Genomic DNA, 16,148 nt, shown 5'->3' on the forward strand with positions numbered 1-16,148 from the left:
AACCAACATGCATGGAAAACCCATATCTCGCATCGACAAAGGCTAATCAGCCGCAAAACTGCCAACGACAACGAGGTCAACACAATGAAGATCAAGACCCTATTCGGCGCCGGCGCATTGCTAGCCGCCGCTCTGCTGCAATCGGTGACGGCGCATGCCACAAGCGAATACCTGGTCAGCACCGACTGGTTGGAAAAGAACCTGAAAGATCCCAAGGTACGCATCATCGAAGTCAGTGTGGCGCCCGGTGTCTACGAACGCGGGCATATTCCCGGCGCGGTGAACTTCGCCTGGCACAGCGACCTGGTTGACCCGGTACGCCGTGACATCGCCAGCCAGGAAGCCTTCCAGCAACTGCTGCGCAAGGCCGGGGTGAATAACGACAGCACCACGATCATCTACGGTGACAACAACAACTGGTTCGCCGCCTGGGGCGCCTGGGTGTTCGACGTGTACGGCGTGGATAACGTCAAACTGCTCGACGGGGGCCGCGCCAAGTGGGAGGCCGAAGGGCGCCAGTTGGACAGCCGCGCCAGCACACCGAAGGCCGGTAACGTCACGGTACAGGCCGCCAACAAGAGCCTGCGGGCCTTCCTCCCCGATGTGCTAGCTGCCGCCGAAAAACGCAGCGACACGCAACTGGTGGATATCCGCTCGCCCGATGAATACAACGGCAAGGTCTTCGCCCCGCAGGGCGTGCAGGAGCTTGCCGTGCGCGCCGGCCATGTACCAGGCGCAGTGAACGTGCCCTGGGGCCAGGCGGTCGCTGCTGATGGCACCTTCAAATCGGCTGAAGAGCTGAAGAAGGTCTACGGCGCAGTCGGCATCGACGGTAGCAAGCCGATCATCACCTACTGCCGCATCGGCGAGCGCTCCAGCCACACCTGGTTCGCCCTGAAGAAAATCCTCGGCTACGACGTGCGCAACTACGACGGTTCCTGGACCGAATACGGCAATGCCGTGGGCGTACCGGTGGTGAACGTGGCCGGCACCGTCTGGGGCGGCAAGTAAGCGAACACTCGGTGCGGTGGTGAATCACGCGTCAGCGATTCACCACCAACGCGAATTCATCCCCCAAGGCTGATGCTTCCTGTAGGAGCGGATTTATCCGCGATTCTCGTGGCTGAAGCCGCTCCTACAAAACAAATGTCAGTCACGCAAAACGCGGCCCCGGCCGAAACGCCGGGGCAGCTTTAGTCATCACGGTCGGAAAGGACAACCTATGACCGCCAGTATCGTCTCCACTCGCGCAGTGCTGCCCATCACCCTGGCGGGCCTGCTCGCTCTCGCCCTGCTCGCCTTCATCTGGCAACTGTCCGATGGCAGTAACCAGGGCCGCGCCTTCGGCTATTCGCTGGCCAGTGGCGCGCTGTTCGGTCTGTTTCTACAGCGTGCACGCTTCTGCTTCTTCTGCGTGACGCGCGACTTCGTCGAACGCCGTGTGCCGGACGGCCTGCTCGGCCTGCTCGCCGCCCTGGCGGTCGGCACCCTCGGCTATCACGCGGTGTTCGGCGCCTTCCTGCCAGACCCCAGCGGTGGACGCCTACCACCGGATGCCCATATAGGCCCGCTGAGCTGGGTGCTGGCTCTGGCCGCCACGGTGTTCGGCATCGGCATGGCGATTTCCGGCTCGTGCATCAGTGCGCACCTGTACCGCCTCGGTGAAGGCAACTTCGCCTCACTGGCTGCACTCGCCGGCGCCCTGCTTGGCTTCGCCCTAGGCTTTCTCAGCTGGAATCCGCTGTACCTGGCCGCCCTGCAGGAGGCGCCGGTGCTGTGGTTGCCGGGCAAGCTCGGTTACGGCGGATCCCTGCTCTTGCAACTGATCCTGCTTGGCGCGCTCGCTGCCTGGCTGCTGCGTTATCGCCAGGCGGGCACAGCTTCCGAGACACAGGGGCTATGGTCGCTGATGTTCGGCGCACGCTGGCCGGCCTGGGTCGGCGGCGTGCTGATCGGTGGGCTGGCGGTGCTGGCCTACTTTCGCGTCGCACCGCTGGGGGTGACGGCCGAGCTGGGCAGCCTGGCGCGCACCAGCGCCGATAGCCTGGGCTGGCTACCCGAACGCCTGGAGGGACTCGACGGCTTTTCCGGCTGCGCCACGGTGATCAAGGAAACCCTGCTGTCGAACAACGGCCTGTTCGTCATCGGCCTGGTCAGCGCGGCCTGGGCCAGCGCCCTGGCCGCAGGCGATTTCCGCCCCAGCGGCGGTGCACCACGTGATTGGCTACGCGGCCTGCTCGGTGGCGCGCTGCTGGGCTGGGGCAGCCTGCTGGCGTTGGGCTGCACGGTGGGCACGCTGCTGTCCGGGGTGATGGCTGGCGCGGCGTCAGGCTGGGTGTTCGGCCTGTTCTGCCTGGTTGGTACCCTGCTTGGCTTGAAGCTCAGGCCGTTGCTGCGCTTGGGGTAGTCGGGGAGCTCGGTTCGACCGCGGTGCGCACGACCTAGTGCGGCCCCGCGACGCCCTACGGAACGCGCGCGGCTCGGCTCCCCTCTCCCATTTATGGGAGAGGGGCTGGGGGAGAGGGTTGGTTAGCGCGTATTGATCCGGCCGTTTGTTCGCGTCGAAGTCCGTAGCCCGGATTTCATCCGCCCTACGTCAGGCCATCTTGCTCGGCGACGCATCCTCGAAGCGATTCACCTTGCGCAGGCTCTTGAAGCCAAGCATCCAGCCGCCGGTCACGGTCAGGGTGCAGGCGCAGCCGATCAGCGCTGCCGGCACCACGCCGAACCACGCCGCGCTGGTACCGGCACGAAATTCGCCGAGCTCGTTGGAAGAGCCGATGAACAGCATGTTCACCGCATTTACCCGACCACGCATGGTGTCCGGTGTGGAGAACTGCACCAGCGAGGAACGGATGTACATGCTCACCATGTCCGCGCCGCCGGCCACCACCAGCGCGGCGAACGACAACCAGAACAGGCTGGACAGGGCGAACACCAGGTTGGCCACACCGAACAGGGCCACCGCGCCGAACATCACCAGGCCGACATGGCGGTTGAACGGCTTCATGCTCAGGTACAACCCGACCGACACCTCACCAATGGCCATGGCACTGCGCAGCAGACCCAGGCCGGTCGGCCCGACTTCCAGTACTTCCTGGGCGTAGATCGGCAGCAGCGCGATCACGCCGCCGAGCAGCACGGCGAACAGGTCCAGCGATATGGTGCCGAGGATGATCGGCCGCGTGCGGATGAAGTGGATGCCGGCGGTAAAACGCGCCCAGGCGGTCGCCTCCAGCGCCTGCATCTTTTCCGCATAGCGCACGGGCACCCGCAACATCAGGGCGGTGCCGGCGAGGAAGCAGGCCAAACACACTGAGTAGGTCAGCCCGCCGCCACCGATGGCGTACAGACCACCACCGATCACCGGGCCGGAAATGGTCGCGCCGCGCATGATCATGCTGTTGGCGGCGATGGCCGCAGCCAGGCGCTCGCGCGGCACGATCTGCGGCAGCAGGCTGGACAACGCCGGCCCGGTGAAGGCGCGGCCACAGCCGTACAGCACCAGCACGGCGTAGTACCAGGCGATCGGCGCCCCACTGAGCGACAACCATAACAACGCCCCGGCGCACACGCCTTCGACCAGCCAACTGAGCATCAGGATCAGCTTGCGGTCGTAACGGTCGATCAGATCGCCAGCCGGCATCAGCAGCACCAGCATGGGAATGAACTGAGCCAGGCCGACATAGGCCAGCGACAGCGGGTCGCGCGTCAGGTCGTAAACCTGCCAGGCCACGACGATGGCCTGAATCTGTACGGCGAACACCACCACGATGCGGGCAATGAGAAACGGCAGGAAACCGGGAAGCCGGTAGACGGAAACGGGGGCAGCGGACACGGCAGAAACCTCGAGGCATGACCGGCCAGTGCCGGTCGAGGTGAGCCGGCCAATCTACGTCAAGGCGCTGCTGCGGGGCAAACGGATGAACAGCCTGTTGCGCAGATCGAACCCAAGAAAACCCGGAGCGTTCGTAGAAGTGAACCGTGGGTGATGACTGTAGGAGCGCCGCCCCGGCGCGAAGACGGATGCGCTCATAGCGCACTATCGAGTCGCATGATCCATTCGTCGTGGGGCGCGGCGCCTACAGTCATTGGTAGTGCGGGCGGATGCGGGAGGTCATCCTGCCCGCCAATATCCAGGCTAGACGAATGCCTGATCGCCGAAACCGCGCGGCAGGCGCTGGCGCCCCGGCAAGGCTGTCAGGCGCGCTTCCCAGGAGGTGCGCCAGTCATTGACGGCACGTGCGGCTTTCTCACGGCGGGCGGCCCGGCGCGCAGCGTTACGGGCGTTACGACGAGCTTCGGTGAAGACTTCGGTCTTGCGGCAATTGCGGCATTTGACCTTGCCCAGCTCGGTGGTGGAAGGCAGTTTTTCACCATGAGAGCCACAGGCAAGGTGGCCAGAGACTTTGTAGTGCGTAACCATCGCGTTATCTCCTTGATTGTGGGCGCCCGGCTGCAGCCAGATGACTTACACCCCTCAGGAAATGTGACTATTAAAGCGCAGCGGTGGTTCATTAACGGCCAGCAGGCATAAGCCGTCTCGCTAGCCACCGGTCCCCCCGAGCGGGTCTAATGCCTCCTTTTGCCGGAATATCGCGATGCCCCTGAGCCCCGACGAACTCGCGCAGATCAGCGCCCTCACCCTGGCCCACTATCAGAGCAGCGCCGAGGACTTTCGCGAGGGCACGCGCGACCATGACGTGAGCCAGAACATCGCCGCGCTGTTGCGTCATATCGAGGGCGAAAAGCCCTGGCGCATCCTCGATTTCGGCTGTGGTCCGGGGCGTGATCTGCGCACCTTCAGCGGCCTCGGCCATACCGCCATCGGCCTCGATGGCTGCGCAGAGTTCGTCACCATGGCTCGCGCCGACAGCGGCTGCGAAGTCTGGCAGCAAAGTTTTCTAGAGCTGGATCTGCCGGCCGGCCACTTCGATGGCATCTTCGCCAACGCCAGCCTGTTCCATGTGCCCGATCAGGAGCTGCCGCGCGTGCTCAGCCAGTTGCACGCAGCGCTGAAACCGGGTGGCGTGCTGTTCAGCTCCAACCCGCGCGGCGAGAATCAGGAAGGCTGGAACGGCCCGCGCTACGGCAGCTACCACGACCTGGAACGCTGGCGCGCGCGGCTCACGGCGGCCGGTTTCGTCGAGCTGGAACACTACTACCGCCCCGCCGGCCTGCCACGCGACCAGCAGCCCTGGCTGGCCAGCGTGTGGCGGCGTGTCGATTAATGGGACTTCAGCGACGGCAATAGCGCAGTGAGGATACCCAGCAGCGGCAGGAAGGAGCAGATCAGGAACACCTCCTCGATGCCGTGGATGTCCGCCAGGTAACCGAGCAGCGCCCCGCCGATGCCGCCGAAACCGAACATCAGGCCGAAGAACAGCCCGGCGATCATGCCGACGTTGCCCGGCATCAGCTCCTGGGCGAAGACCACGATGGCGGAGAATGCCGAGGCGAGTATGAAGCCGATCACCATGCTCAGCACGCCCGTCCAGAACAGGTCGACGTGCGGCAGCAGCAGGGAGAACGGCGCCACGCCGAGGATGGAGAACCAGATCACCTGCTTGCGCCCGATGCGGTCGCCAATCGGCCCGCCGAAGAAGGTGCCGGCCGCCACCGCGCCGAGAAACAGGAACAGGTAGAGCTGCGAGCTGGCCACCGACAGGTCGAACTTCTCGATCAGGAAGAAGGTGAAGTAGCTGGTGAAGCTGGCCATGTAGAAGTACTTGGAGAACACCAGCAGCGCCAGGATCAGCAAGGCGAACTTCACCCGCCCGGCTGACAGCCCGTGAGTGGCCACGCCGCCCTGCTTGAGCTTGAACAGCGTCAGGTGGTGGCGGTACCAGCGGCTCAGGCCATACAACACGACGATGGCGAAGGCGGCGAACAGGCCGAACCAGGCGACGTTGCCCTGGCCGTAGGGAATGATGATGGCCGCCGCCAGCAGCGGGCCGAAGGCGGTGCCGGCATTGCCGCCGACCTGGAAGGTGGACTGCGCCAGGCCGTAGCGCCCGCCCGAGGCCAGGCGAGCGATGCGCGACGCTTCGGGGTGGAAGGTCGACGAGCCGATACCCACCAGCGCCGAAGCCATGAGGATCGCCGGGAAGCTGCCGACGAAGGCCAGCATGAGGATGCCGACCAGGGTGCACAGCGAGCCGGCCGGCAGCAGCCAGGGCTTGGGATGGCGGTCGGTGTGGTAGCCCACCCAGGGCTGCAGCAGCGAGGCGGTGAGCTGGAAGGTCAGGGTGATCAGACCGATCTGGGCGAAGCTCAGGCCGTAGTTGAGCTTGAGCATTGGGTAGATGGCGGGCAAAACCGCCTGGATCAGGTCGTTGATCAGGTGCGCCAGGGCGCAGGCGCCGATCACGCGCATCACCAGAGGGCTGGCCTGGCTGACGGGCGAAGCGCCGGCCAGGGAGGTAGCGGCAGGGCTGCTGGACATGCTTGAAGCTTCCGAACGAGATGAGGAACGCCGCTATGCTAGGCTGCGCCCAACCGCCTGTCTCACGAAGATCGGGAAACAACCCTCGCAAAAAAGGCAGTCTCATGCGCTTAGCCGATAAATTACTGGCCGAGATCGACGCATCACCCTGGCTGGTCAGCAGCAGCGCCACCGATTACCCGGTCAACGCCGTCATCGAGCCGCACTCGCACCGCAACAAGCACCAGCTGATCTACGCCATCTCCGGGGTGATGGTGGTGACCTCGGCGCTGAACCAGTGGACAGTGCCACCGAGCCGCGGCATCTGGATGCCCTGCGGCCAGGTGCATGCGATCCGCTGCATCGGCAGCGTGCGAATGCGCAGCGTCTTCGTACGCCCCGACAGCCTGCCGGATATGCCCGCCGAGTGCCGCGCCGTAGCCATCTCACCGCTGCTGGGCGAGCTGATCCGCGCCGCCGTCGAGATCAACCAACCCTACGCCGACGACTCGCGCGAGGCACGGGTGATGCGCCTGATCCTCGATGAGCTGCGCATCCTGCCGACCCTACCGCTGCACCTGCCGCAGCCGGCCGATCCGCGCATCCAGCCGATCTGCACGACACTGCAGGACGACCCCGGCGACGCCTCCACCCTGGCCGACTGGAGCATCCGCCTGGGTCTGGACGAGAAGACCATCCAGCGCCTGTTCCAGAAAGGCACCGGCATGACCTTCGGCCAGTGGCGCCAACAGGCGCGCCTGTTGCTGGCGCTGGAGCGCATCGCCCTGGGCGAGAAGATCATCGATATCGCCGGGGAGCTGGGCTACGACAGCCCCAGCGCCTTCACCACCATGTTCAAGAAGCAGTTCGGCACCACGCCCAGCCAGTTCTTCAAGTAAACCGGGCAAGAGCACTCAAGACTTCATGCGCAGGATGTCAGGGGTTATACCCTGTATGTTCGTTTGCCCACAGAACGCCATGGATAGGTCGAGCTCTTCCCGAATGATGTGCAAGGCCTTGCTGACACCCTGCTCTCCAAGAGCTCCCAGCCCGTAAAGCATGGCTCGCCCGATATAGGTGCCTTTGGCCCCCAGGGCGATGGCCTTGAGCACGTCCTGGCCGCAACGGATACCGCTATCGAAGTGCAACTCCGTCTGCCCACCCACCGCATCCACGATCTCCGGCAGAGTCGTGATGGATGAGGACGCACCATCCAGTTGGCGCCCGCCGTGGTTGGACACGACCACGGCATCGGCACCGCAACTCACCGCGAGACGAGCATCCTCAGGGTGCTGAATGCCCTTGATGATCAGTCGGCCGCTCCAGCGCTTGCGTATCCACTCGATATCCTGCCAAGACAAGGTCGGGTCGAATTGCTCACGCGTCCACTCCACCAACGACTGGATGTTATCAACACCCTTGGCATGGCCAACGATATTGCCGAACTGACGATGCTGCGTACCCAGCATTCCCAGACACCAGCGCGGCTTGCTCAGCATGTTGGCGATGTTGCGCAGGGTCGGCTTGGGGGGCATGGACAGGCCATTCTTCTTGTCCTTGTGCCGCTGACCGAAAACCTGCAGGTCCATCGTCACCACCAGCGCCGAACAATTGGCGGCCTCGGCTCGAGCGATGAGGCTCTCGACGAATGCGCGATCACGCATGACGTAGAGCTGAAACCAGAACGGGTGATGCCCGGTCGCCTTGGCCACCGCTTCAAGCGAGCAAATACTCATGGTGGACAGGGTGAAGGGAATGCCGAACTGCTTGGCCGCTCGTGCGGCGAGAATCTCGCCATCGGCATGCTGCATACCTGTCAGCCCCGTCGGGGCGATGGCCACCGGCATGCTGACAGGTACTCCGACCATGGTGCTGGCCGTGTCGCGATGGGTGATATCACAGGCAACCCGCTGGCGGAATTCGATACGCTGAAAGTCCACCTCGTTGGCCCGATAGGTGTACTCACTCCATGAGCCACCATCGACATAATCGTAAAACATGCGCGGCACACGCTTTCTCGCCAGGCGGCGCATATCTTCTATGCAGGTTATTTCAGCCATGACATGCCTGTATGTTTATATCGCGGGCAATCTAAACTGCCGAAGCTGACAACTTCGGCAGCACGCAAAGTTAATGATGATACTTGCCAGCCTGGCTTCAGACCTTGTCGTAAGCCATATAGGCGTTTTGCAAGACAATATGGTCTGCAATGTACTTGGCGTCATGCCAAACACCATAAATGAAGGACGAGGCACGATTCACCAAGTTAGGCAAGCCAACAAAGTAAATGCCACTTTCCGCAGAGATGCCGCGCTTGTGAAACGGCATGCCCTTGTCATCGAACGCGTTGACTTTCAGCCAACTGAAATCGAACTTGAAGCCCGTCGCCCAGATGATGGAGGTGATGCCGGCCTGCTCCAGATCCAGCTGGAGAATCGGATTCTTGATGCACTCAGGGTCCTCGAGCAGGTTCCAGGCCTCCGGCTCGGGCGGAAATGGCAGACCGTTCTGCTCGATGTAGGCATCGGCCTCTCGCAGTACATCGAAATAAGCCTGATCACCATCTGCGATGTTCTTCGCCAGGCCTTCTTGGAACTCCACAACACCGTCATTCCAGGCTTTGGTCAGACCTACCAGGGTGATGCCGGAATGAGCAAGGCGGCGGAAATCCACAGTCTTGCCACCTTCGTAGCCACTGACGGCGAAGGCGACATGCTCTTTCTTCGGGCGGATCTTGACCTCATCCCACAGGCCCAGCGCACCCAGCCACCAGCAGTAGTCACGGCCGCGGTAGGAGCGCGGCGGCCGGTAATGCTCGCCAACCGATAGGTAGACACGTTTGCCCGCACGCTGCAGCTCCTCGGCGATCTGCGAGCCCGAAGCACCTGCCCCCACGACCAGAACAGCGCCATCGGCCAACTGCCCGGGGTTCTTGTACAGCGACGAGTGTAACTGCTGAACCTTGGCACTCTGCGGCACGATCTGCGGGAAGGTAGGCTTCTGGAATGGGCCGGTTGCCGCCACCACATTGGCCGCCTCGATCACACCTGCCGAGGTGGTGACCTTGAAGCCGGGACGCGCCACCAGGCGCTCCACATGCAAGACCTCCACCCCCGTACGAATGGGGGCCTTGAGCATCGCGGCATAATCCTCGAAGTATTTCGCCATGCGCTCTTTCGGCGGAAAGGCCTCGGGCGAGATATTGTCGAATTTCATGCTAGGAAAACGGTCATGCCACGCCGGGCCATTGGCCACCAGAGAATCCCAGCGCTCCGAGCGCCAGCGCTCTGCAATGCGGCTGCGCTCCAGAACGACATGGGGCACGTCCATCAGTGAGAGATGTTCACTCATGGCAATACCGGCCTGGCCGGCACCGATCACCAACGTGTTGATTTTTTCAACGGACATTTGCGAATTTCCTAAAGGGCGTCGAACCTGTGAAATGTTGTTGGCGCCTGGAGCCAACAGACGGTCGAAGAAGTACAGGCGCCCCATACAAAGCATTCAACGACCGTAATAAGTCTGCGTAAGTCTGAAACTTTTGAGAATCACGCTTTTTAAATGCAACGCTTCAGAAAAAAAGAAGCGCGCCACTAAATCCACCCGCCTTTATTGCTCTAACTTATTTATTTCAGGCAGCCGAGAGGGCCACAGCGAAGTTAAACTTCAGTGCGGTTTGAATCACATGCGAAACATAGTGGTCAGCCGTTCGAGCATGGCATCACATGCCTCAAGTTGCGTGGCATGAATGAACTCATCGGGTTTATGCCCCTGGTCCATACTGCCTGGGCCACAGACCACGGTGGCGATGCCAATGCTGTCGAATAACCCGCCCTCGGTACCGAAAGCGACCGTGGTGAAGTCGTCCGAACCGGAGATGTCTGCGATCAGCCGCGCCGCATCGCTCTGCGCATCCGTGGTAAGCCCCGGATAGGCGGAGAGCTCGGCAAAGCGAATGTCGCTGCCTGCCGCCACCGTACGCATTCTTGGCAGTACTTCCTGCTGAGCATAGCGCTGCAACTGCTGTGCGACAGCTTGTGGATCGGTATCCGGCAGTGCGCGTACCTCGAAGTCGAAGCGACACTCTGCCGGCACGATGTTCAACGCCTTGCCACCGCTGATAACGCCCGTCTGCACCGTGCTGAAGGGCGGGTCGAAACGCGAATCGCACAACTCTGGCGCCTGCAACTGGCGACCAATACGGCCCAGCTCGCCAATCAACTCCGCGGCGTATTCGATGGCATTGACCCCTTGCGGGGCATAGGCGGAATGACAGGCAGCACCGTGCACGTCGCAGCGCATGGCCAGCTTGCCCTTGTGGCCGAGCACCGGCTGCAATTGGGTCGGTTCGCCGATGATGCACAAGCGAGGTTTGCAGGACCGTTCGGCCAGGCGCGCGATCAGGTCACGAACACCCAGACAACCGACTTCTTCGTCGTAGGACAGCGCAATGTGAATGGGCAGGCGCAGTGGCTGCGCCAGAAACCCCGGCACGGCCGCCAACACGCTGGCGATAAAGCCCTTCATGTCGGTAGTGCCGCGGCCATAGAGCTTGCCGTCACGCTCGCTCAACTGGAACGGTGGCACCGACCAGGCCTGACCATCTACCGGTACGACATCGGTATGCCCGGACAAGACGATACCGGGCACGTCGGCCGGTCCGATGGTGGCGAAGAGATTGGCCTTGCTGCGCTCTTCGTTGAAGATCAGCTCGCTGGAAACGTTCAGCTGCGCCAGGTACTCACGCACGAAGGCGATCAGTTGCAGGTTGGATTCACGGCTCGTGGTGTCGAACGAGACCAAGGTGGCCAGTAGCTCTTTGCTGTTCATTCACTCGTCTCCAGGAACCCCGTAGCTAGGCGCTTTGGTCGGGTCGAGCGCGCGGGTGATGTAGTCCTGCATCTGCGGCCGGTAGGCGCTCCACAGCTGCTCCAGAGCGCCAATCGGGTCCTCGTCGGCCCAGTCGACGCGCAGATCGACGATGGGCCATGCCTGCTCTCCCACCACGATCAGCGCAGCCGAGTGCACCGGCCCAGCCTCACCGCCTGCAGCCATGGCTGCCTGCATCGCACTGAGCAGGCGCTCGGCCAGGCAGCCCTCGCTGGTTTCGAAGCCACGCACCAAAGCGTCGATGACCGCCTGATTGGCCAACAGGTTACCGGCACCGACGCACTGCTCCCCGGAGACGGCATGGTGGCAACCCAGGGTCTCGCTGCCACTGAAATGTGCGGTACGCCCCTGATGGTCGATCAGCGCCAACTGACGGAACTGGCGGTACTCGTCACTGGCCAATGCCAAGTCACGCGCCTGCTGCGGCGAGCAGCCAAGCGCGAGTTGCTCCAGTGCCCGATCACCCAGAGCCGGCAGGGTGACGTTTTGCGTCGAGACCGCGCCCACGCCTGGGCGCAACCAGGGGCAGCGGGCACCCACCGCGATACTCGACGAACTGATGGCGATACCCAGTTGCCCGGTCTTGGCGCAACGGCCGGTGATGGAGAAGGTCATGGTCTGCGGTGATCCTGTTGGTAATTGATTCTGTCGGGGCCAGAAGCGGGCTGCGAACGCCCGCGCAAGCGAGCGTCAGCGTGGCGACTCGACATTCAGCACTCGTCCAAGGCCGAGAAAGCGGTTGGCCAATGTCAGCAGGGAGGCCGTCGTGGCGATGTAGATCACCGACAGCGCCGCCAACGTAGGGTCGGCAAATTCACGCACGTAGTTGTACATGGCCACGGGCAGCGTCTGAGTTGCCTGCGTAGTCACGAACAGCGAGGCGGTGAACTCGTTGAACGACAGGATCGCGGCGAATAACCAGCCACCGAACAAGCCAGGCAGCATCAGCGGTACGGTGATGGTCCAGACGACACGTAGCGGTGAGGCACCCAGGCTCGCTGCCGCCAACTCGATCCGCTGCTCCAGGTTATGCAACGACACATAGAGGCTGCGCAGCACGAAGGGCAGCACCAGCACCACGTGACAGAAGATCACCAGGGCATAACCACGGCTCAGGTCGAGCTGCGCCACCAGCATCAGCAGGCCGAGACCGATGGTGAAATGCGGAATGAACAGCGGCGACATCAGCACGCCTTCGAGCAGGCTCTTGAAGCGAAACTCGTAGCGATTGATAGCGATGGCCAGGGTCGTACCGATCACCACCGCCAGAGTCGAGGCCCAGGCTGTGACGATCAGCCCGGCATAGAAGCCGTTCTTGAAGTCGCTGTAATTCAGCGCCCGCTCGAACCAGCGCAGCGACCAGCCCTTGGGCGGGAAGAACAACACCGAGGTGCTGCTGAACGAGGAGATGAACACCACCACCGTCGGCAGCAGCACGAACATCAGGATCAGCGCGACCAGCAGTCGGCCCGCGTATCCCAGCCATTTATCGTGATTGGAACGCGTCATCTCAGTGCTCTCCAACGCGCTGCAGCGAGCGGCTCATGCGTTTCAGGGCAGCCAGCAGCAACAGGGTCATGATCAGACCGGCGACGCTCAAGGCCGCGGCGAACGGGAAGTTCAGCGAGGAGAAACCCAGTTGGTAGACCAGCGTGGCTACCGTGCTGACCTTGCCACCACCGATCAGCTGCGGTGTGGCAAAGGCACTGAAGGTCCAGGCAAAAGCAGTGGTGACGCTGGCGACGATACCCGGCAGGGAAAGCGGCAGGGTGATGGTCAGGAATGTGTTGATCGGGCCAGCCCCCAGACTGGTGGCTGCCTTCTCATACGCAGTGTCGATGTGGGACAGGCCGGTGGCGAGCATCAGCACCATGATCGGCATGGTCACATGCACCAGCGCCAGCACTACGCCGGTGTTGGTGAACATCAGTTGCAGCGGTTTGTCGATCAGCCCCATCGCCATCAGCAGGCTGTTGAGGAAGCCGCTGTTGCCCAGGACGATGATCCAGGAATAGGTGCGGACCACCTCGCCGAGAAACAGCGGGGTAATGGCGATGATCAGGATGCAGGACTTCAGCCATGCGGTCTGGGTACGCACCAGCGCATAGGCCAGCGGATAACTCAGCAACAGACCGAACAGCGCAGTCTTGAAGCTCAGGACGACCGTGTTGATGAAGGCATCGGCATACAGGCTCTTGAGCATGCCCTGGAAGTTGGCCAGGGTAAAACCACCGACCTCCAGCGAGCCTGGAATGTATGCGCGTACGCTGTACTGCAGCACGGTCAGCATGGCGATCGTCAGACCAAGAGCGGTCAGCGCCGATGGCAGCACGAACCACCGGACAAACGCAGGATTACGAGTCATGGGCGTTTCCGTTGAAAGCGGCCACATGCAGTGGCCGCGCAAAAGGACTCAGAGAAAGAAGGCGCGGGCATCGCCCGCGCCTGGACTGGCGATCAATGCGCCATGACGTTCTCAGAGAACCACTTGCGCCATTCAGCGGTTTTTTCCGCGCGCAGTTTCGGGTCGATATTCAGCGTCGCATCCCACTGCTCGGCCGTGGTCAGCATGCCCGGCAGCTTGGCGATTTCCGGGTCGACGGTGGCATTGGTGACCACCGGGCTGCCGCGGTTGATCTCGGCAATCTTCGCCTGTACTTCCGGCGACAGGGCGATGTTCATGAAGGTGTAGGCAAGGTCAGCGTGCTTGCTGCCTTTGTTGATGCCCATGGCATCAACACCCAGCACCGCGCCTTCCTTGGGCATGGCCAGCTTGATGTCCACGCCTTCCTCGATCATGTGATAAGCGTTCATCGACAGCAGCACCTGTACCGGGGTCTCACCAGTGGCGATGAGCTGCTGACTGTTGGCGTCGTTGGTGTAGAACGACTTGATGCTGGGCACCAGCGCCTTGAGCTTGTCCTGGCCTTTTTCCCAAGTGCTGGCATCAGCCCCGGACAGCTTGGCGGACACCGCGATGATATGGCTGGGATCGAAGTCAGGCAGCGCCAGGGTGGCCTTCAGCTCGGGCCGCCACAGGTCTGCCCAGGTCTCGAAGGTCTCGCCTTCCGGCACCAGATCCGGACGGTAACCGATGGTGTAGACGTAGCCCCAGACACCGATGTGGTTCGGGCTCAGCTGCGCCTGATGAACCAGGTTCTTGGCGTTGGGGATCTTGGCCATGTCCAGGTCTTCGAACAGCCCGTCGTTGGCGTACAACCAACCGACATGCGAGGTGGTGAAGGTCAGGTCGCTCTCGGCGGTGCCGGCCAGCTTGGCCTTGTTCAAGCGGTCGATGGTGCCGCCAGTGACGTACTCGACTTCGACGCCAGTCTGCTTGGTGAATTCGCGGCCGATGGCCTGATCGATCAGGTCACGGAAACTGCCGCCCCAAGTGCTGACAACCAGTTTGTCTGCAGCACTGGCGCTCACGGTCGCCAGCAAGCTGACACTCAGCACGGTCAAGGCAAGGGCTTTACGCATCATTTTTCTGCTCCGGTTATGGGTCGTGCGTTCTGGCTTGTAAGGACATCGCGACGCGGTCTGATCTTCGTGCGGATCGGTTAGCGCCAGCGCCGCCCCGAAATGGGGCACAGGTAGGCATAACGTGGTGAATTCATAATGGCGGGGGCGTTCATTCGGGTAAAACAACCTTTACCCGTGCTCTTGCGTAAGAATTTCCTATGCAGCCACAAGCTGCGATCTGACAAGCTTCCAGGCCTGTCGCAGGCATATCCGCCAATGGCTCGGCAGTGAAATCAGCCTTTCTACCGCTCAGGCCACCGGCACGGACCTTGCGTTACTGAGCGCTGACCAAGGCGCTGCCTGGTTCTGCCAAACCATTGCTCAGAGAGTTCTTATGCTTAGTCGAATCACCCAACGACAACTGGAGTACTTCGTCGCGTCAGGCGAGGCCGGCAGTCTGCTCGGGGCATCGGAACGCCTCCATGTATCGTCCCCGTCGATCTCGGCGGCAGTCAGCCACATCGAGTCAGAACTGGGTGTGCAGCTGTTCGTACGCCATCATGCCCAAGGCGTTTCACTGACCGCGGTCGGCCGTCAGGTGATGAAAGAGGCCAAGCTGATCCTCGACCAGGTGAACAACCTGTACACCATCGCCTCGGAGTCGCTGAACAGCATTCGCGGCCCCTTGCGCGTCGGCTGCCTGGAGTCGCTGGCACCGATGATCACGCCAGACCTGGTGTTCGGCTTTGGCCGCGCATTTCCCGGCGTTCGTATCAGCCAGTACGAGGGCAACCATGAGGAGCTACTGAGCAAACTGCGCAACGCCGATATCGATATCGCCCTGACCTATGACCTGACCGCCAGCGACGACATTGAATTCCAGGCACTGGCGCAGCTGCCGCCCTATGTGATGGTTGGCGAACACCACCCACTTGCGAACCTGCCCGCAGTGACGCTGGACGATCTGGAAACCCACCCGATGGTCCTGCTGGACATCCCGGTAAGCCGCGAATATTTCCTCGGCCTGTTCATGCCCGCCGGTGTCACGCCAAACATCGTGATGCGCTCGAGCAACCTCGAGGTAGTCAGGGCGATGGTCGCCAATGGCGTGGGCTACAGCATCGCCAACGTGCGACCGAAGGCCAATCTGTCACAGGATGGCAAGCGCCTGATCCGCGTCCGCCTGGCCGGTGAGCATCGGCCCATGCGCCTGGGCTACGCGGTGACCAGGAACACGCAACTGTCACGTGTGGTCAGCGCCTTCGCCGAACGTTGCCGGATGTTCATTTCCGATCAATACATCCCAGGCATGGCGGCACCGAGCTTTTTCGACCCGCACTCGGTGCGCATGCTCAAGGATGTGAGCTGA

15 protein-coding genes are annotated in these 16,148 nt (G+C 62.2%); 5 read left to right on the forward strand and 10 right to left on the reverse strand.

The window, feature by feature from the left end; genetic code table 11:
• The first annotated feature begins 84 nt into the window (after positions 1 to 84).
• Together ACNFCJ_RS12365 and ACNFCJ_RS12370 are read left to right on the forward strand one after the other, a co-directional pair.
• Complete coding sequence (locus tag ACNFCJ_RS12365) at positions 85 to 1,011, forward strand: sulfurtransferase (protein ID WP_416771624.1); 927 nt, start codon at positions 85 to 87, stop codon at positions 1,009 to 1,011.
• 211 nt (positions 1,012 to 1,222) lie between these two features.
• A complete protein-coding gene (locus ACNFCJ_RS12370; protein WP_416771626.1) occupies positions 1,223 to 2,407 on the forward strand; it encodes a YeeE/YedE thiosulfate transporter family protein in 1,185 nt (394 codons plus the stop codon).
• Between the two features lie 189 nt (positions 2,408 to 2,596).
• On the opposite strand, the gene ACNFCJ_RS12375 is transcribed toward ACNFCJ_RS12370, so the two are convergent.
• Both ACNFCJ_RS12375 and ACNFCJ_RS12380 read right to left on the reverse strand, forming a co-directional pair.
• On the reverse strand, positions 2,597 to 3,838 hold the full coding sequence (locus ACNFCJ_RS12375; protein ID WP_416771627.1) for an MFS transporter: 1,242 nt from the start codon (positions 3,836 to 3,838) through the stop codon (positions 2,597 to 2,599).
• 303 nt (positions 3,839 to 4,141) lie between these two features.
• Positions 4,142 to 4,426 (reverse strand): hypothetical protein, encoded by a 285-nt coding sequence (locus tag ACNFCJ_RS12380; protein ID WP_041980354.1) that lies wholly within the window; start codon positions 4,424 to 4,426, stop codon positions 4,142 to 4,144.
• Positions 4,427 to 4,601: 175 nt separating this feature from the next.
• Between ACNFCJ_RS12380 and ACNFCJ_RS12385 the strand changes: the two genes are divergently transcribed.
• Positions 4,602 to 5,231, forward strand: coding sequence for a class I SAM-dependent methyltransferase (locus ACNFCJ_RS12385; protein ID WP_416771629.1), 630 nt, complete (start codon positions 4,602 to 4,604; stop codon positions 5,229 to 5,231).
• Here ACNFCJ_RS12385 and ACNFCJ_RS12390 read toward each other — a convergent pair.
• Positions 5,228 to 6,445, reverse strand: coding sequence for an MFS transporter (locus ACNFCJ_RS12390; protein WP_416771630.1), 1,218 nt, complete (start codon positions 6,443 to 6,445; stop codon positions 5,228 to 5,230). The two genes, ACNFCJ_RS12385 and ACNFCJ_RS12390, sit on opposite strands and share 4 nt — an antisense overlap.
• Positions 6,446 to 6,549: 104 nt before the next feature.
• Here ACNFCJ_RS12390 and ACNFCJ_RS12395 point away from each other — a divergent pair, with 104 nt between their 5' ends.
• Complete coding sequence (locus ACNFCJ_RS12395; RefSeq protein ID WP_416771632.1) at positions 6,550 to 7,323, forward strand: AraC family transcriptional regulator; 774 nt, start codon at positions 6,550 to 6,552, stop codon at positions 7,321 to 7,323.
• A gap of 15 nt (positions 7,324 to 7,338) precedes the next feature.
• On the opposite strand, the gene ACNFCJ_RS12400 is transcribed toward ACNFCJ_RS12395, so the two are convergent.
• The 7 genes from ACNFCJ_RS12400 to ACNFCJ_RS12430 form a co-directional block, all read right to left on the reverse strand.
• Positions 7,339 to 8,484: an alpha-hydroxy acid oxidase gene (locus ACNFCJ_RS12400; RefSeq protein WP_416771633.1), complete on the reverse strand. Its 1,146-nt coding sequence runs from the start codon at positions 8,482 to 8,484 to the stop codon at positions 7,339 to 7,341.
• 97 nt (positions 8,485 to 8,581) lie between these two features.
• Positions 8,582 to 9,832, reverse strand: a complete 1,251-nt coding sequence (locus ACNFCJ_RS12405; protein ID WP_416771635.1) for a flavin-containing monooxygenase — start codon at positions 9,830 to 9,832, stop codon at positions 8,582 to 8,584.
• Positions 9,833 to 10,105: 273 nt separating this feature from the next.
• The gene (argE, locus tag ACNFCJ_RS12410; protein ID WP_416771636.1) at positions 10,106 to 11,254 is read right to left on the reverse strand and encodes an acetylornithine deacetylase; all 1,149 of its coding nucleotides are present in this window, start codon (positions 11,252 to 11,254) and stop codon (positions 10,106 to 10,108) included.
• Positions 11,255 to 11,929: a DUF1028 domain-containing protein gene (locus tag ACNFCJ_RS12415; RefSeq protein ID WP_416771637.1), complete on the reverse strand. Its 675-nt coding sequence runs from the start codon at positions 11,927 to 11,929 to the stop codon at positions 11,255 to 11,257.
• Positions 11,930 to 12,004: 75 nt separating this feature from the next.
• Positions 12,005 to 12,823 (reverse strand): ABC transporter permease, encoded by an 819-nt coding sequence (locus ACNFCJ_RS12420; protein ID WP_045735793.1) that lies wholly within the window; start codon positions 12,821 to 12,823, stop codon positions 12,005 to 12,007.
• Position 12,824: 1 nt separating this feature from the next.
• Entirely contained in the window at positions 12,825 to 13,679 is an 855-nt protein-coding gene (locus tag ACNFCJ_RS12425) for an ABC transporter permease (RefSeq protein ID WP_045735794.1), read from the reverse strand.
• Between the two features lie 92 nt (positions 13,680 to 13,771).
• Complete coding sequence (locus ACNFCJ_RS12430) at positions 13,772 to 14,800, reverse strand: ABC transporter substrate-binding protein (RefSeq protein WP_416771639.1); 1,029 nt, start codon at positions 14,798 to 14,800, stop codon at positions 13,772 to 13,774.
• A 373-nt stretch (positions 14,801 to 15,173) separates the two neighbouring features.
• On the opposite strand from ACNFCJ_RS12430, the gene ACNFCJ_RS12435 reads away from it, so the two are divergent.
• The gene (locus ACNFCJ_RS12435) at positions 15,174 to 16,148 is read left to right on the forward strand and encodes a LysR substrate-binding domain-containing protein (protein ID WP_045735796.1); all 975 of its coding nucleotides are present in this window, start codon (positions 15,174 to 15,176) and stop codon (positions 16,146 to 16,148) included.

It is taken from the genome of Pseudomonas sp. NY15364, assembly GCF_048068235.1.
Classification (GTDB): Bacteria; Pseudomonadota; Gammaproteobacteria; order Pseudomonadales; family Pseudomonadaceae; genus Aquipseudomonas; species Aquipseudomonas mendocina_D.

What these genes read in the sequence shown, in the direction of transcription:
- ACNFCJ_RS12365 (WP_416771624.1), top strand. Translation starts at nt 85, where the DNA reads ATGAAGATCAAGACCCTATTCGGCGCCGGCGCATTGCTAGCCGCCGCT.
- ACNFCJ_RS12370 (WP_416771626.1), top strand. Translation starts at nt 1,223, where the DNA reads ATGACCGCCAGTATCGTCTCCACTCGCGCAGTGCTGCCCATCACCCTG.
- ACNFCJ_RS12380 (WP_041980354.1), bottom strand. Translation starts at nt 4,426, where the DNA reads ATGGTTACGCACTACAAAGTCTCTGGCCACCTTGCCTGTGGCTCTCAT.
- ACNFCJ_RS12385 (WP_416771629.1), top strand. Translation starts at nt 4,602, where the DNA reads ATGCCCCTGAGCCCCGACGAACTCGCGCAGATCAGCGCCCTCACCCTG.
- ACNFCJ_RS12390 (WP_416771630.1), bottom strand. Translation starts at nt 6,445, where the DNA reads ATGTCCAGCAGCCCTGCCGCTACCTCCCTGGCCGGCGCTTCGCCCGTC.
- ACNFCJ_RS12395 (WP_416771632.1), top strand. Translation starts at nt 6,550, where the DNA reads ATGCGCTTAGCCGATAAATTACTGGCCGAGATCGACGCATCACCCTGG.
- ACNFCJ_RS12400 (WP_416771633.1), bottom strand. Translation starts at nt 8,484, where the DNA reads ATGGCTGAAATAACCTGCATAGAAGATATGCGCCGCCTGGCGAGAAAG.
- ACNFCJ_RS12405 (WP_416771635.1), bottom strand. Translation starts at nt 9,832, where the DNA reads ATGTCCGTTGAAAAAATCAACACGTTGGTGATCGGTGCCGGCCAGGCC.
- argE (WP_416771636.1), bottom strand. Translation starts at nt 11,254, where the DNA reads ATGAACAGCAAAGAGCTACTGGCCACCTTGGTCTCGTTCGACACCACG.
- ACNFCJ_RS12415 (WP_416771637.1), bottom strand. Translation starts at nt 11,929, where the DNA reads ATGACCTTCTCCATCACCGGCCGTTGCGCCAAGACCGGGCAACTGGGT.
- ACNFCJ_RS12420 (WP_045735793.1), bottom strand. Translation starts at nt 12,823, where the DNA reads ATGACGCGTTCCAATCACGATAAATGGCTGGGATACGCGGGCCGACTG.
- ACNFCJ_RS12425 (WP_045735794.1), bottom strand. Translation starts at nt 13,679, where the DNA reads ATGACTCGTAATCCTGCGTTTGTCCGGTGGTTCGTGCTGCCATCGGCG.
- ACNFCJ_RS12430 (WP_416771639.1), bottom strand. Translation starts at nt 14,800, where the DNA reads ATGATGCGTAAAGCCCTTGCCTTGACCGTGCTGAGTGTCAGCTTGCTG.
- ACNFCJ_RS12435 (WP_045735796.1), top strand. Translation starts at nt 15,174, where the DNA reads ATGCTTAGTCGAATCACCCAACGACAACTGGAGTACTTCGTCGCGTCA.